Source organism: Citricoccus sp. (assembly GCF_032154715.1).
Taxonomy (GTDB): domain Bacteria; phylum Actinomycetota; class Actinomycetes; order Actinomycetales; family Micrococcaceae; genus Citricoccus.
In genome coordinates this window covers 1-14,742 of record NZ_JALDXU010000081.1, presented here as the reverse complement: position 1 = coordinate 14,742, position 14,742 = coordinate 1, and the positions used below count along the sequence as shown (strand labels likewise).

Annotated in this window: 11 protein-coding genes; 3 read left to right on the top strand and 8 right to left on the bottom strand. The window is 69.3% G+C overall.

Going from position 1 to position 14,742, the window contains the following annotated elements; genetic code table 11:
• Positions 1-137: 137 nt before the first annotated feature.
• The 8 genes from RUH65_RS12340 to RUH65_RS12305 all read right to left on the bottom strand — a co-directional run bounded on the left by RUH65_RS12340 (position 138) and on the right by RUH65_RS12305 (position 9,943).
• Complete coding sequence (locus RUH65_RS12340) at positions 138-1,175, bottom strand: transketolase C-terminal domain-containing protein (protein ID WP_313817769.1); 1,038 nt, start codon at positions 1,173-1,175, stop codon at positions 138-140.
• Positions 1,172-2,035 carry a transketolase gene (locus RUH65_RS12335; protein WP_313817767.1) on the bottom strand — a complete coding sequence of 288 codons (864 nt, stop codon included), beginning with the start codon at positions 2,033-2,035 and terminating at the stop codon, positions 1,172-1,174. The genes RUH65_RS12340 and RUH65_RS12335 overlap by 4 nt, the downstream gene beginning before the upstream one ends.
• Before the next feature lie 36 nt (positions 2,036-2,071).
• Positions 2,072-3,496 (bottom strand): gluconate:H+ symporter, encoded by a 1,425-nt coding sequence (locus RUH65_RS12330; RefSeq protein ID WP_313817765.1) that lies wholly within the window; start codon positions 3,494-3,496, stop codon positions 2,072-2,074.
• Positions 3,497-3,541: 45 nt separating this feature from the next.
• Positions 3,542-4,408 carry an NAD(P)-dependent oxidoreductase gene (locus tag RUH65_RS12325; protein ID WP_313817764.1) on the bottom strand — a complete coding sequence of 289 codons (867 nt, stop codon included), beginning with the start codon at positions 4,406-4,408 and terminating at the stop codon, positions 3,542-3,544.
• Positions 4,409-4,514: 106 nt separating this feature from the next.
• The gene (locus RUH65_RS12320; RefSeq protein WP_313817763.1) at positions 4,515-5,207 is read right to left on the bottom strand and encodes an FCD domain-containing protein; all 693 of its coding nucleotides are present in this window, start codon (positions 5,205-5,207) and stop codon (positions 4,515-4,517) included.
• A gap of 154 nt (positions 5,208-5,361) precedes the next feature.
• The gene (locus RUH65_RS12315; protein ID WP_313817762.1) at positions 5,362-6,102 is read right to left on the bottom strand and encodes an alpha/beta hydrolase; all 741 of its coding nucleotides are present in this window, start codon (positions 6,100-6,102) and stop codon (positions 5,362-5,364) included.
• Between the two features lie 135 nt (positions 6,103-6,237).
• Entirely contained in the window at positions 6,238-8,958 is a 2,721-nt protein-coding gene (gene hrpB / locus RUH65_RS12310) for an ATP-dependent helicase HrpB (protein WP_313817761.1), read from the bottom strand.
• A 28-nt stretch (positions 8,959-8,986) separates the two neighbouring features.
• Positions 8,987-9,943: an SDR family oxidoreductase gene (locus RUH65_RS12305; RefSeq protein ID WP_313817759.1), complete on the bottom strand. Its 957-nt coding sequence runs from the start codon at positions 9,941-9,943 to the stop codon at positions 8,987-8,989.
• Positions 9,944-10,026: 83 nt separating this feature from the next.
• Here RUH65_RS12305 and RUH65_RS12300 point away from each other — a divergent pair, with 83 nt between their 5' ends.
• The 3 genes from RUH65_RS12300 (at position 10,027) to RUH65_RS12290 (ending at position 14,683) form a co-directional block, all read left to right on the top strand.
• The gene (locus RUH65_RS12300; protein WP_313817758.1) at positions 10,027-11,034 is read left to right on the top strand and encodes an NAD(P)-dependent oxidoreductase; all 1,008 of its coding nucleotides are present in this window, start codon (positions 10,027-10,029) and stop codon (positions 11,032-11,034) included.
• Positions 11,035-11,059: 25 nt separating this feature from the next.
• Entirely contained in the window at positions 11,060-13,087 is a 2,028-nt protein-coding gene (gene glsA / locus RUH65_RS12295) for a glutaminase A (RefSeq protein ID WP_313817757.1), read from the top strand.
• Positions 13,088-13,168: 81 nt separating this feature from the next.
• Complete coding sequence (locus tag RUH65_RS12290; RefSeq protein ID WP_313817756.1) at positions 13,169-14,683, top strand: APC family permease; 1,515 nt, start codon at positions 13,169-13,171, stop codon at positions 14,681-14,683.
• Positions 14,684-14,742 lie beyond the last annotated feature (59 nt).

Below are 14,742 nucleotides of genomic sequence, written 5' to 3'. Positions count from 1 at the left end.
CGGGACGCACATGCGTGGCGGGAACCCCGTGCACACATGGCCCCTGCCGTGACGGACACGGGCAGGGGCCAGTCGACCGGACACCGATGGCTACGCGCCGCCCAGGGCTGCCCCCTGGTCCGCGTGGTCGCCGGCTGTCAGTCGACGCGCTCGGTGTGTCCCGGGTGGAGCAACGACTTGATGCGCTCGACGATCTTGGCGATGGATACCCCGTAGCGGTCGTTGAGCGTGGGCAGGGCGCCTGCGTCCAAGAACTCGTCCGGCAGTCCGATCGGGGTGATCTGCCGAAAGATGCCGTCACGGATGGCGGCATGGGCCACGGCGTCGAAGAGTCCGCCGATGATCGTATGGTTCTCGCACGTGAGCACGAGGCGGTCCTTGGCGAGTTCGCGCAGGATGGTGTCCTCGTCCAGGGGCTTGAGGGTGGGGACGTGGAGAACGGCCACGTCGACCTTGTCGGCCTCGAGCTGACGGGCGGCCTCGAGGGCGCGTTCGGTCATCAGGCCGGTGGAGATCAGCAGGACCTCGGCGCCGTCGCGGATCATCTTGGCCTTGCCGAGCTCGAAGCTGTAGTCGTACTCGTCCAGCACCCGCGGGACCTTGCCGCGCAGGATCCGCGTGTAGGTGGGGCCATCATGGGCGGCCAGTTGCGGGACGGCCTGTTCGATGTCCACGGCGTCGCAGGGATCCACGATGGTCAGGTTGGGCATCCCCCGCAGGATGGCCACGTCTTCAGTCGCCTGGTGGGAGGGCCCGTACCCGGTGGTCAGCCCGGGCAGGGCGCAGACCATGTTGACGTTGAGGTTGGCCTCGGCGATGTCGAGGCACAGGAAGTCATAGGCCCGCCGCGTGGCGAAGACGGAGTAGGTCGAGGCGAAGGGCACGAAGCCCTCCATGGCCAGCCCGGCCGCCATGCCCAGCAGGGCCTGCTCGGCCATGCCGACTTGGTAGAACCGGTCCGGCATCGCATCGCGCAGGATGTGCAGGTCGGTGTACTTGGCCAGGTCGGCCGAGAGCCCGACGACCCGCTCATCGCTCTGGGCCAGCTCGACCAGGGCATGGCCCAGGGGAGCTGCGGTGACCCGCTGGCCCTCCTTCGCCAGAGAGGCACTCATCGCATCGGAGGTCAGCCGCTTCTTCGGGGTAACGGTCGTGGTGGTGGTCGTGGTGCTCATGCTTGGGACGACTCCTTCAGTCGGTCGTGGGCCATTGGCCATTCTTCAGGGGAGACGGTCATGAAGTGCAGCTTCTCTCGGTCTTCCAGGAAGTCCACGCCCTTGCCGAGCTTGGTGTCCGCGATCAGGACGCGCGGCTGGGTGGCCTCCAGGCCCCGCAGTTCCTCCAGGGCGGTGAGGACGGCCGCGATGTCGTTGCCGTCCACGCGGCGGGCAATCCAGCCGAAGGACGTGAACTTCGCCTCGATCGGGTCCATGCCCAGCATCTGGCTGGACTTGCCGTCGGCCTGCTGGTCGTTGAAGTCCACGATCGCGATCAGGTTGTCCAGACGGTGATGGGCGGCGACGGCGGCTGCCTCCCACGTGGAGCCCTCGTTGAGCTCCCCGTCCGAGAGGATGTTGTAGACGAAGGCCGGATTGCCCTTGCGCCTCAGGCCCAGGGCCACCCCGTTGGCGATCACCAGGCCGTGACCGAGGGAGCCGCCGGAGATCTCCACCCCGGGGGTGTAGGAGGCCATGGCCGACATCGGCAAGCGCGAGTCGTCCGTGGCGTAGGTCTCGAGTTCCTCCAGGGGGAAGAACTTCGCCTCGGCCAAGGCGGCGTAGAGGGCGATCGCGTAGTGGCCGATGGAGAGCAGGCACCGGTCCCTGCCCTCCCATTCGGGGTCTTCCGGGCGCAGCCGGAGCTGGTCGGCGTAGAGCACCGCCAGCACGTCGGCGATGTCCAGGGCCTGGCCGATATAGCCCTGCCCCTGGACCTCGGCCTGGATCAGGGCATTCGTCCGGATGCGGTACGCAGCCTCCTTGATCCGTTGCAGGCGTTCGGCGTCGACCAAAGTCGGTTCAGTGGTTGTTTCCATGAGCTTCACCTCTTGGTGTGTCGGGTTTGGTGGTGGTTAGACGATGGCCCAGAGGCCGGCCACGACGGCGAATCCTGCGATACCCATGGCCGTGACCAGCACGGACCAGGTCTTGAGCCCATCCGCCACAGACAGTCCGAGGTAGCGGGTCACGATCCAGAATCCTGAATCGTTGATGTGGGACAGCGTGATGGCTCCGCACCCGATGGCGAGATTGAGCAGGGCGATCTCCACGGTGGTGTACCCGCCGGCGCTGATGCTGCTGGCCAGCAGACCGGCCGTGGTGATGGCCGCGACGGTGGCCGACCCTTGGGCTGCGCGCAGGATGGCGGCCAGCAGGAAGGCCAGCAACAGCAGTGGAATGCCCAGACTGGACATCGATCCGGAGACGGCCTCTCCGATTCCGGTTTCGGTCAGGACCTTGGCGAAGACTCCGCCGGCGCCGGTGACGAACACGACGATCGCGGCCGGGGCGAGAGCGGCGTCCATCATGTGCCCGGTTTCGGGGATCGACCAGCCATTGCGCACGGCCAGCAGGAACAGGGCCACAAGCGATGAGGTCAGCAACGCGAAGGCAGGGGCGCCGATGAACTTCAAGATGTTTGCCGGGGTGCTTTCCGGCTCGACGAAGATGGCTCCGACAGTCCCGAGACCGATCATGAGAACCGGCAACAGGATCGTGAAGATCACCGCTCCTGCCGAGGGAAGGGTCTTGGCCGGGGCAGTGGTCACCGCGGTTGCCATGGTGGCCCCGGGGGCGTGACCACTACCGGTTCCAGCAGGCCCAGCAGGAGAATCTCTCGTGCCGAAGTTGTCGTAGTTCTCCTGGGTCTCCGGAAGCATCGAGTAGTGGCGGGCGGTCATGCACCGGGACAGGTAGTAGGACACCACCCCCACGGGCACACAGATCAGCAAGCCGAACAGGGTTACGACTCCGGCGTCGCCGCCGGTGACGGCCACGCTACCGACGATCCCGGGGTGGGGCGGGATCGTCACGTGGATGAACAACATGAACGCCAGGGGCAACCCGTACACCATGGGATTCTTCATCCCGGCAGCCTTCGAGAAGCTGTAGATGATGGGGATGAGGATGATGAAGGCGACATCGAAGAAGATCGGGATCGCGATGATCGACGAGGCCAGCAGAAGGGCCGGTCCCACTCTGCGGGGACCGAGCTTCGCGGTGAAGGTCTTGGCCAGGACTTCCGCGCCGCCGGTGCGTTCGATGATGGCTCCAAGCATCGCGCCCAGTCCCACGAGCAGGGCCACGTTGCCCAGGGTCCCGCCAAGACCTTCCATGATCAAGGGAATGACCTCGTGCGGGCCGATGCCGGCTGCTAGGGCAGTCAGGACGGACACCAGCAGCAGGGAAATGAAAGCGGGGAACTTCAATCTGATGACCAGCACCAGCAAGAGCGCAACGGCGGCGACTGCCAGGAGCAACAAGAATGTGGGGCTCACGGGACTTCTCTTTCGTCTCTTTCGTCCGGGTAGGTCGGTGGTCGGTCAGCGGGTGGAATAGGTCTCGATGACACGGGAATCGTCACGCTGGGCCAGCCCCAGCTCCACGGCGCGGTGATAGCGCTCTTGGGCGACGCGCAGCAAGGGAATCTGCGCTCCAACCCCGTCGGCGGCCTCGGCCACCAGTCCGCTGTCCTTGACGAAGATGTTGATGGTGCTGGTCACGGCGACGTCGGTGTCGGCCAGCATGCGGGGTCCACGGTCGGAGAGCATCCACGAGGCGCCGGCTCCGGAGCCCACGAGGTCCAGTGCCTTCGCCGGGTCCATCCCCAACTCGTGGGCCAGATGCATGGCCTCAGCGGCGGCCACGATGTGTACCGAGCACAGGTGCTGGTTGACGACCTTCACAGCCTGGCCTTCGCCGAGGTCCTCCCCCACCGGGCGTACGGTGCCCAGGCACTCCAGGACCGGGCGCACCTGCTCGAGCAGGGCGGGCTCCGCCGCGGCGAAGAGGGTCAGTTCACCGGTGCGCGCGCGGGCCACACCGCCGGTCACCGGCACATCCGCCACGCGGGCACCGGCGGCCTCCAGACGCTGGCCCTCCCGGCGGATGGCCTCGGGGCCCACAGTGCTCATGACGACCCAGGCCTGGTCCTGCACGTCGCCGGCGACCGCTTCGGTGACTAGATCGGCCAGTTGTTCGGGGCTGGCGACCATGACGATCACCAGGTCCGGGCGTTGCTCCAATTCGGTGAATCGCGCCGCGCTGGGCAGGCCTTCCTCGTTGGCGCGGTCACGGGCGGCGGGGAACGGGTCCACACCTACCACCGGGAACCCCCGGGCCGCGATCTGCGCGGCCATCGGTAATCCGATCGCTCCCACGCCGACGAACGCAACATGTTCACTGCTCATGACTGGTCTTCCCTTCGGGCCAAAATGGCCGCACTGATCTACCGGACGGCGTCTGCCTGAGGCGCCGCCCGAGGGGTTGATGTTGTTGAGTGGGACTACGACCCGGTCAGTTCGAGGTCAAGCTGGACCAGACCTCAAAGTGCCTGCGGGTGGCCCGCCGAGCGGCCTCCACGTCCCGGGCTTCCAGGGCCTCGACGAGCTCGTAGTGCACGATGTCGACCTCCCGGCGGCCGTCCGGTCCCGGCTGCTCCACCTCGGCCGCCTGAGCCCGCCGTTCGGCGACCACATCACGTAGCACGTGGCTGAGTCCGTCATGCATAAAGTTGAACACCGGGTTGTCGACGATGCGGTAGAGGTAACGGTGGAAGGCAAAGTCCGCGGCGGTCGCCGTGGTGACATCACCGGCCGCCGAGGCATCGACCATCCGATCGACCTCGGTCCGCAACCGCTCCAGGTCGCGATCGCTAGCAGTCTTGACGGCCTCCTCCACCACTGCCTGCTCCAGCATCCGGCGGGCCTGGCCGAACTGGTCCTCGGTGATGTGGCCCAATCGCAGCGCCAACCGGAAGTACAACTGGGTGAAGGCTGCGTCCGGAGCGTCAAGGAAGGTGCCCCGCCCCTGGGTGCGGTTGACGAACCCCAAAGTCTCCAACGTACCCAGCTGCTCGCGCAGCATATTCCGGCTCACGTCCAGCGACACTCCCAGCTCGCGTTCCGGCGGCAGCTTCAAGCGGCCGGCCGCATCCGGCGTCACTTCGTCGAGCAACGCCTCGACCAGTCCGCCGAGATCCCGTGCCATGACGTTCTCCGTCCACATCGTGAGATTGGTTCAACCAATAAAGATAACTTTACTCACGTGATGCAGGTCTCGTCAAAAAATTGGTTGCACCAATTTTTCGGTTCGAGCCAGCCTAGTCCCCGCACCTGGAGTGCACCTAAGATCGGTGGTGCTGTCAGGCGCCGGCCGCGTCAGGTGCGTGGAGGCCGTCGAGCCATCCACGCGATGACAACCAGGCGGCGCACAAGGCCGGCCAAGCCTCCGGTTCACCTCTGCCCTGGGCCAACCCGAGCCCATGCCGCCCCGTGGAGAAGACGTGCAGCGCGTGGGACACACCGTGCCGTGCCAAGGCCTGGGCCAGCAGATATGCGTGCTCTACCGTCACCGAGGAGTCGTCGGCGGTGTGCCAGATGAAAAACGGCGGGGCTGCCTCGGTCACCAGGCGGTCCAGGGACGTTGCGAGCCGGTCCTCAGTTCGGGGTGTGGGGCCCAGGAGCTCTCGTCGGCTGCCCGGATCTGTGTCCAGTTCCATGGACACCACCGGGTAGCCGAGGATCACTGCATCAACGCGCTCGGACCCAGATGCCCCGGCGGCCAGGGCGGCATGACCGGCCACATGGCCCCCGGCGGAGAATCCCATCAGAGCGACCCGCTCGATGCCGCTTGCCCTGATCCGGCGCACCTCGGATTGGACTGCGTCCACCGGGGTGGGGTGCCGTTCACGCACGGGATAACGGAACACACTCGCCGAGAGGCCGAACTGGCGCAACCACTCCGCAATGGGTTCCGCCTCGTTCTCCGCATAGCCGGCGTACCCACCTCCGGGAAAGACAATGACATGCCGCGGAGATTTCTCGGCCAGGGGCGTGCTATCGATGAAGGAGCCGGCATCTTCCGTGGGCTGCTGAGCGTTCATGTTGACAGCATCTCAGGAGCGGAGCATGAACCCTTGCCGGACAAGCTGCACTTCACGTACGGCAGCTCGAGGTCCTCGGAGCATTCATGCTGCGCGGAATGATCTCAGGCGAGCTGAGCACGGCCATGCCTACCGTCACCGATGGCTCCCGTGCTGCGTCATGTTCTGAGCCCTCTTCGTCTTCGCCGTGGCCGGCGCGGCCCAAGGGTCCTCGGGCCATGGGTGCTTGGGGTAGCGGCCCCGCATCTCCGCCCGGACCTGGGCGTAGGGTCCGGACCAGAACGAGGCCAGGTCGCCGGTGACGGCCAGGGGCCGGCCCGCCGGAGAGAGCAGGTGGAAGACGACCGGCACCCGGCCGTCCACCAGCCGCGGGGTCTCGGCCAGCCCGAAGCACTCCTGGAGCTTGACCGCCACCACCGGAGTGCCGGCGTCGCCCTCGGCCTCGCCGCCGGCCTCCACAGCCGGGTAGTCGATCTTCGCGGTACGGCCGCTGGGCACGGGCAGGCGCTCGGGCACCAGCTCATCCAACCGCGCCGCCTCCGGCCACGGCAGCAACCGCCGCAGGGCCGAGGCCAGGTCCAGGGAACCCGTTGTGGCTCCGCCGGCCAGCTTCTCCACCTCGGGGGCGAGCCAGTCCTCCCAGCCCGCCGCGAGCGCCGCCGAGGACATGTCCGGCCACGGCTCCCCCCGCGTCCGGTGCAGCAGATCCAGACGGCGGCGCAGCGCGTCGGCACCGAGACTGGCCTCGGCGGTCAGACCGATGGCCTCGGGACCCCGCTCGGCCAGCAGACGTACGACGGCGGCCTGTCCAGAGGCGCGGTCGGGCTTCACCGGCGTCTCGGACAGCAGGATCGCCCCCACCGCCTTCACGGCCCGGCCGACCACCCGGTCGTCCTGCCACGTGGCGGTCTGCTCGTCCCGGTAGAGGGGTCCGGCGAGCCGTTCGGCCAGGGTGGCGTCCACGGGGGCCGCGGCCCGGATCACGGCTCCGGTGCCGGCGGCGTCCCTCCCCTCGGCACGCGAGACCTCGGCGACCGCTAGCCAGTCCGATCCGGCCAGCGGGCTGCCCGGCGGCAGCGCGGCCCGGGTCCCGGAGGCCAGCAGGTAGATCCCACCGGACTGGCCGCCACTGCCACCGCTGGCCCCGCCAGCACCGGCGGCGTCCGGGACCCACCGCGCCAGGCGTTCGGGCCAGGCCAGCCCGACGACGGCGCCCACCGCCGACTCCTGCGGCACCGGAGTCTCGCCCCGGCCCTTCGAGCCAGTCCGGCCAGCCAGCCGCTCGAAGCGCTCGGTCTCCCGACGCCACCGGCCGGCCTCGGCCTCGCCCCGCCCCGCCGCATGCAGCCGTTGCAGGGACACCGTCAGGTCGGCCCCCTCGGGCCGAACGTCAGAGGTCACCAGGGCGACCACCTCGGCGGCGGCACGGGCACCCACCAGCCGACCGCCGTCGAGCAGGGCGCGGGCCAACCGCGGCTCGGCGGGAATCGCGGCGAGGCGGCGCCCGTGGTCGGTGGCGCGGCCCGCGGGGCCGATGGCGTCCAGGGCCGTGAGCGTCTCGAGGGCCTCGGCCAGGGAGGATTCCGGCAGCGGCTCCGGCAGCACGAGGCCCTCTCCGGCGGGCGCACCCCAGCAGGCCAGCACCAGGGCGGCACCGGTGAGATCGGCGACGGCGGCCGCGGGCGTCGGCTGCGCTGGCGCGGTCCCGTAAGTGCTGCGGTCATAGCAGCGGACGACGGTGCCGGGGCCCAGGCGACCGGCACGGCCGGCGCGCTGATCGGCGGAGGACTGTGCGGCGGCCACCGTCACCAGCCCGGTCATGCCGCGGGCGGTGTCCCGGCGGGGTTCGCGGGCCAGCCCGGCATCCACCACAAGCCGGACTCCCGGCACCGTCAGGGACGACTCGGCCAGGGAGGTGGACACGATGATCCGGGGCCGGTCCGGAGCGGAGGGCTCGCGCCCGCCGACGGCCCGGTCCTGTTCAGCGGCCGGCAGCTGACCGTGCAGGGGCAGGATGTCTGTGCCGGACGTCAGATCCCGGAGCCGGGATACCGTCTGCGCCACCTCACCGGCGCCGGGGACGAAGACGAGGGCGTCGGTCCCCGGTTCGGCCGCGCGGACCTCGGCATGAGCCTCGGCGGCGCACCGCGCGACGTGGTCGAGGAAGTCACGGCTCACGCCGCGCAGGTCCTGGCGGCGCCCGGTGGCGGGGCGGTAACGGATGTCCACGGGGAACAGTGCGGCAGGGCAGTCGACCACGGGAGCGGGGCCGGACCGGCCGGCGCCCTCCCCCAGGCGGGCGGCGAACTGCGCCGCGTCCAGGGTCGCGGACATCGCCACGAGCAGCAGCTCGGGGCGCAGCTGGGCCACCTCCCCGAGCATGCCGAACAACAGGTCCGTCTCGAGATCGCGTTCGTGGACCTCGTCCAGGATCACGGCGCCGATGCCGTCCAGCCCGGGATCGCTCAGCAGCCGGTTGACCAGCACGCCGGGGGTCACGAACTCCACCAGGGTCTCCGCGCCCGTCCGGCGTTCGCCCCGGACCACGTAGCCGGACCGGTTCCCGAGCCCGGTGCCGTCCAGGGCCGCGAGACGGCGGGCGGCGGCGCGGGCCGCCACCCGCCGGGGCTGGGTGACGATGACCTTCTGCCGGTCCATCAGATCCTTCTGCTGGACCAACAGATTCGCCGCGGCCGGCGGCACCAGCGTGGTCTTGCCGGTGCCCGGTGGCGCCTGCACCACGGCGAGGCGCTCCGAGTCCAGTGCCCGGCGCAGGTCCGGCAGGGAGTCGCTGAAGACCAGGCCGGCGCCCAGGCGATCGAGATCGAAGGGGCCGGACTGGGTGCGGGAACTCATCCTCCCATTGTGGACCGCCCGCCGAGCATCAGGGCGTGGGGGTGCCGCCATTGGCGTTGAGGGTGTCCCCGGTGACGTAGCTGGACTCCCCGGAGGCCAGGAACACGAACGCCGGGGCCATCTCCACCGGCTGACCGGCACGGCCCAGCGGGGTGCTCTGCCCGAAGGTCGGCAGCTTCTCCTTGGGTTGGCCGTCCGAGACCTGCAGGACGGTCCAGACCGGCCCCGGTGCCACGGCGTTGACGCGGATGCCGCGCGCCGCCACCTGTTGGGCCAGGCCCTTGGTGAAGTTGTTGATCGCGGCCTTCGTGGACGCGTAGTCGAGCAGGTTCGGCGACGGCTCATACGCCTGGATGGACGTGGTGTTGACGATGGTGGAACCGGGTCCCATGTGTTTCAGGGCGGCACGCGACAGCGTGAACATGGACATGATGTTGATCTGGAAGGACTCGTGCACCTGTTCATCGCTCAGGTCCTCCAGGGAGTCGGAGACCACCTGTTTGCCGGCGTTGTTCACCAGGATGTCCAGCCCGCCGAGCTTCTCCACGGCGGCGTCCACGACTCCCTCCCGGTACGGCCGGTCCATCAGGTCCCCGGGCAGCGCGGCCGCGGTCCGACCCGCTTCCTCGATGGCGCCGCCCACACGCTGGGCGTCCTCCTCCTCGGCCGGCAGGTAGGCGATCGCCACGTCCGCGCCCTCCCGGGCGAAGGCGATGGCCACGGCGGCGCCGATCCCGGAGTCGCCCCCGGTCACCAGGGCTTTGCGGCCGACCAGGCGCCCCTGCCCCCGGTAGGACTCGAGGCCGATGTCCGGCACCGGGTCCGTCTTCACATCCAGTCCGGGCTCCGGCTGGTCCTGTTCCGGTGGGGAGACCTTCGGGTGGCGGGTCGTGGGGTCATCGGCGGCGAGCTGGCCGGCCCCCGCACCCCCGCCGCTGGCGTTGAGGTCGGTCTGGTTCTCTGAGTGGTTCGCAGATCCGTTCATGTCCCCGACCCTAAGGACCTGCCCCGTCGGCATCAAGCCGTCGCCAACGCACCGGTGGCCTCCGGTTGTGACAGCATGGCGGCATGACCGAGTCAGCTGCCGTGAACCCCGCCGCCACCGGACCGGACAGGGTCCTGTTCTACCCACCGGCCGATGCCCGCCGGGACGGCCCCTACCGCGAGGCGCACGCCGGACCGGCGCAGGCCGCGGCCGACGTCGGCGGCTCGGTGGTGCCCAGCGATGCCGACGCACCCTACGGGGACGGGTCCGCGACCGCGCTGATGATGGTGTACCCGGTGCCGGTCGAGGATGTCGAGGCCATCCTGGCGGCCAACCCGTCGCTCGGGTGGATCCAGCTGCCGTTCGCCGGCATCGAACGGTACGTGCCGCTGATCCGGAAACGGACGGATCTCCAGTGGACCTCCGCGAAGGGCGTCTACGCGCCGCCCGTGGCCGAGCACGCCCTCGCGCTCACGCTCGCCCTGCTGCGGGATCTGCCCGAGCGGGTCCGCGCCACCGGGTGGGGTCCCGGCGGCGGCACTACCTTGAACGGGCTGAACTGCGTGGTGGTCGGAGGGGGCGGGATCGCCCGCGAGTACCTGCGCCTGCTCAAGACCTGGGACACCGCCGTGACCATGGTCCGGAGGACGGATGACGAGGTGCCCGGAGCGAACCGGACCGTCACGCAGGACCGCTTGGACGAGGTCCTGCCGGGCGCCGACGTCGTGATGATCGCGGCCGCCGCCACGGACGAGACCCGCGGCATGATCGGGGCCCGCCAACTGGAGCTGATGGACCCCACCGCCATCCTGGTGAACATCGCCCGCGGGACCCTCGTGGACACCGATGCCCTGGTGGCGGCGCTGGCCGCCGGGTCCATTCGCGGTGCGGGGCTGGACGTCACCGATCCGGAGCCGCTCCCGGACGGCCACCCGCTGTGGGCCGAGCCGCGCTGCCTGATCACCCCCCACACGGCGGACACCCCGCAGATGTGCATCCCGTTGATCAACGCCCGCAGTGAGCGGAACCTCGCCGCCCGCGCCGGGGGTTTCGCGCTGGAGGGACGGGTGGACGCGGAGGCGGGGTACTGACCGTCAGGCCCTTAGGCTGGGGGTCATGAGATCCCCCGTGCAGGACTACCTTGACCGGTTGGTCGACCAGATCCGCCCCGTGGACGAGGGCACCACCTACCAGGCTGTCCCCTCCGCCGCCTCCATGGACCGGAATCTGTTCGGCCTGGCCCTGACCACCGTCGAGGGCCACTGTTACGCCTCCGGGGACGCCGAGCATCCGTTCTCCCTCCAGTCGATCTCCAAGGCCTTCACCTACGGCATGGCCCTGGAGGACCTCGGCCCGGACAAGGTGCACGAGAAGATCGACGTCGAGCCCTCCGGCGACCCGTTCAATGAGATCTCCCTGCAGGCAGGCACCGGTCGGCCGGACAACCCCATGATCAACGCCGGGGCCATCACCACGACCTCGCTCATCAAGGGCCGCGGCGGGCGCGACCGCATCGGCCGGATCGTGAACACCTTCTCGGACGCCGCCGGACGGGGCCTGAAGGTCTCGGAGCCCGTCTTCAAGGCCGAGGACAAGACCGGCCACCGCAACCGGGCCCTGGCCTGGCTGCTGCGTTCCTTCGGGATCCTCGAATCCGACCCCGAGCCCTCCTTGCAGGACTACTTCCGCCAGTGCTCCATCCTGGTCACCGCCCAGGACCTGTCCATGATGGCCGCGACCCTGGCGAACCAGGGCGTGAACCCGGCCACCGGGGAGCGAGTCTTCTCCCCGCAGGTGGTCCGGTGGGTGCTCTCCGTCATGTCCACGTGCGGGATGTATGACGACGCCGGCAACTGGGCCATCGAGGTCGGCCTGCCGGCCAAGTCCGGGGTCGGCGGCGGGCTGCTCGTGGTGGTGCCCGGGCAGATGGGCGTCGGGGTCTTCTCCCCGCCCCTGGACGAGCACGGGATGTCCGTGCGCGGCGGCATGGCCATCAAACAGATCGCCACGGATTTCGGCCTGCACTACGGCGACGTCCCGCCCCTGGGCCGCTCCACCATCCGGGCCCGGTACGACCTGTCCGAGGCGCCCTCCAGCGTCCCCCGCAGCGTCGAGGCCCTGCAGGCCCTCGAGGTGCACGGACCGGAATGCCGCATCATCGAGATCGGCGGCGACATCGGCTTCGCCGAGGCTGAGACCCTGGCCCGCGCCGCCGTCGGGCTGCCCGCCTCCGTCCGCACCCTCGTGGTGGACGTGCGCAAGGTGGATGATTTCGGCAGGGCCGCGGCCCGGATGCTCACCCATGTGGTGCGCAACTTCCTGGAGGACCACCGCGACCTGATCCTCGTGGACGACGACACCGCACTCACCCAGTCCCTGCTGGACTACGCGGCGGACACGGAGGACGGTGCCCTGCCGGACCCGATGCCGGAGACCACCACCTGGTCCACGCCCGCCACCGCCAACGCTGCCGGAGCCGGAGCCTCCGGCGGAGGCGCCGGGGGTGGCCTCGCCGGAGGTGCGGTCGACAGCTTCACCTCGGACGCCGCCGTCTCGGACCTGGCCCCCGCCGACCTGGACGGAGACGGCACGGTGGACGCCGTCGAGCCCGAATTCCGGTTGTTCCTCTCCCGGTCCCTCGCCCTGGAGTGGATCGAACAGCGGATGCTGGCCCGCCATGCACCGGATCTGGTGCCCACCGGCGATCAGGAGCCGAAGCGGTCCCCCCTGCTGGAGATGCTCAACGAGGAGGACGCCCTCACGCTCTCCGCGTTCATGGAGACCCGCCACTACCGGGCCGGGCAGGTCATCCGCCGGGCGGGGCAGCCGTTCGGCGGGATCTACTTCATCACCGCCGGCCAGGTCGAGCTCACCAGCCAGGGCTCCGGCGGCAGGCGCTACCGGCAGGCCTACCTCTCCCCCGGCATGATCTTCGGCGAGATCGCCCTCGGTCAGGCCGGCCGGCAGCTCACCACGGTGCGCGCCATGGGCCCGGTGACCACCCGGGTGCTCACCGCCCAGGTGATCTCCGCCCTGGAGGAGTCCGATCCCCAGCTGGCCATCAAGCTGTGGTCCGCACTGGCTCGGGATGCCTACACGTCCGTGGAGCAGATGAGCAGGGAGTCCGGCGCGCGCTTCGAGTGACCAGTGAGTCATTGACCGCCGCAACCTGTGCGGGCCACACTGCGAACACGCGTGTGACCTGTGCAGATGTCGGAGGCAGCCATGAGTACCACTACGCCGGACGTCCCCAGCGCCCCTCCAGAGGAGGGTGAGGGCGAACTCAAACGGGTCCTCGGGCCGAAGCTGCTGCTGCTGTTCATCGTCGGCGACGTGCTGGGGGCCGGGATCTACGCGGTCACCGGTGAGATGGCCGGCATGGTCGGCGGCATCCTGTGGCTGCCGTTCCTGCTGGCCTTCGCCGTGGCCACCATGACCGCCTTCTCCTACCTGGAGCTGGTCACCCACTACCCGCAGGCGGCCGGGGCCGCGCTCTATACGCACAAGGCCTTCGGCATCCACTTCGTCACGTTCCTGGTGGCCTTCGCCGTGGTGTGCTCCGGCATCACCAGTGCGTCCACCTCGGCCAACGTGCTGGCGCAGAACTTCTTCGGCGGGCTGGAGGTCAACGGCTGGATGGGCGAGGCGAGCCCCGGCGCGGTGATGGGGGTGGCCCTGGGCTTCATGGTGCTGCTGGCGTTGATCAACCTGCGCGGTGTGGGCGAGAGCATCAAGTTCAACGTGGTCCTGACGCTGGTCGAGATGACGGCCCTGTGCATCGTGATCGGCGTGGGGTTCTTCGCCATGGCCCAGGGCGGCTCGGACCTGAGCCAGATCTTCGTGTTCCAGGACAACAATGACAAGGGGCTCTTCCTCGCCGTCACCGCCGCCACCTCCATCGCCTTCTTCGCCATGGTGGGCTTCGAGGACTCGGTGAACATGGTCGAGGAGACCAAGGATCCCGTCCGCATCTTCCCCCGGACCATGCTGACCGGCCTGGGCCTCGCGGTGATCTTCTACATGCTGGTGGCCATCTCCGCCGTGGCCGTGCTGTCCCCCACCGAGCTGGCCACGATCGGTGAGGCCGAGGGAGAGGCGCTGCTCGAAGTGGTGAAGCAGGGCTCGCCGGGCTTCCCCGTGGACCGGATCTTCCCGTTCCTGGCCGTGTTCGCCGTGGCCAACACCGCCTTGATCAACATGCTGATGGCCAGCCGGCTGGTCTATGGCATGGCCAAGCAGAACGTGCTGCCGCGGCCGCTGGGCAAGGTGCTGCGGGTCCGCCGCACCCCCTGGGTCGCGATCATCTTCACCACCATCCTGGCCCTGTTCCTCATCTGGTACGTCGCCAGTGACCCCGAGAGCAACATCGTCACCAACCTCTCCAGCACCACCGCCCTGTTGCTGCTCTGCGTCTTCACCGTGGTGAACGTGGCCTGCATCGTGCTGCGGCGCCGGCGGCGCGCGGACCCGGAATCGAGCTCGCACACGAAGAGAGCCTTCAACTCCCCCACCGTGCTGCCCTACCTCGCGGGACTCTTCTCCCTGTTCCTGGCGGGGCCCTGGGTGGACCGGGATCCCATCGTCTATCAGATCGCCGGCGGGCTGATGGTCCTCGGGATCGCCCTGTGGGTGCTGACGTACTTCCTCAACAAGGCCAGCCACCAGAAGCGGGGAGCCCCGGTCGGGGACGTCCTGATCGGCCGGGACGAGGACCTTCCGCCCCGGCCGCCGGGACGGTGACGGCTCTGTCCCCCACCCTGATGAACCTATCGGTCGAGAACGCCCCGTTTTCCCGGGAT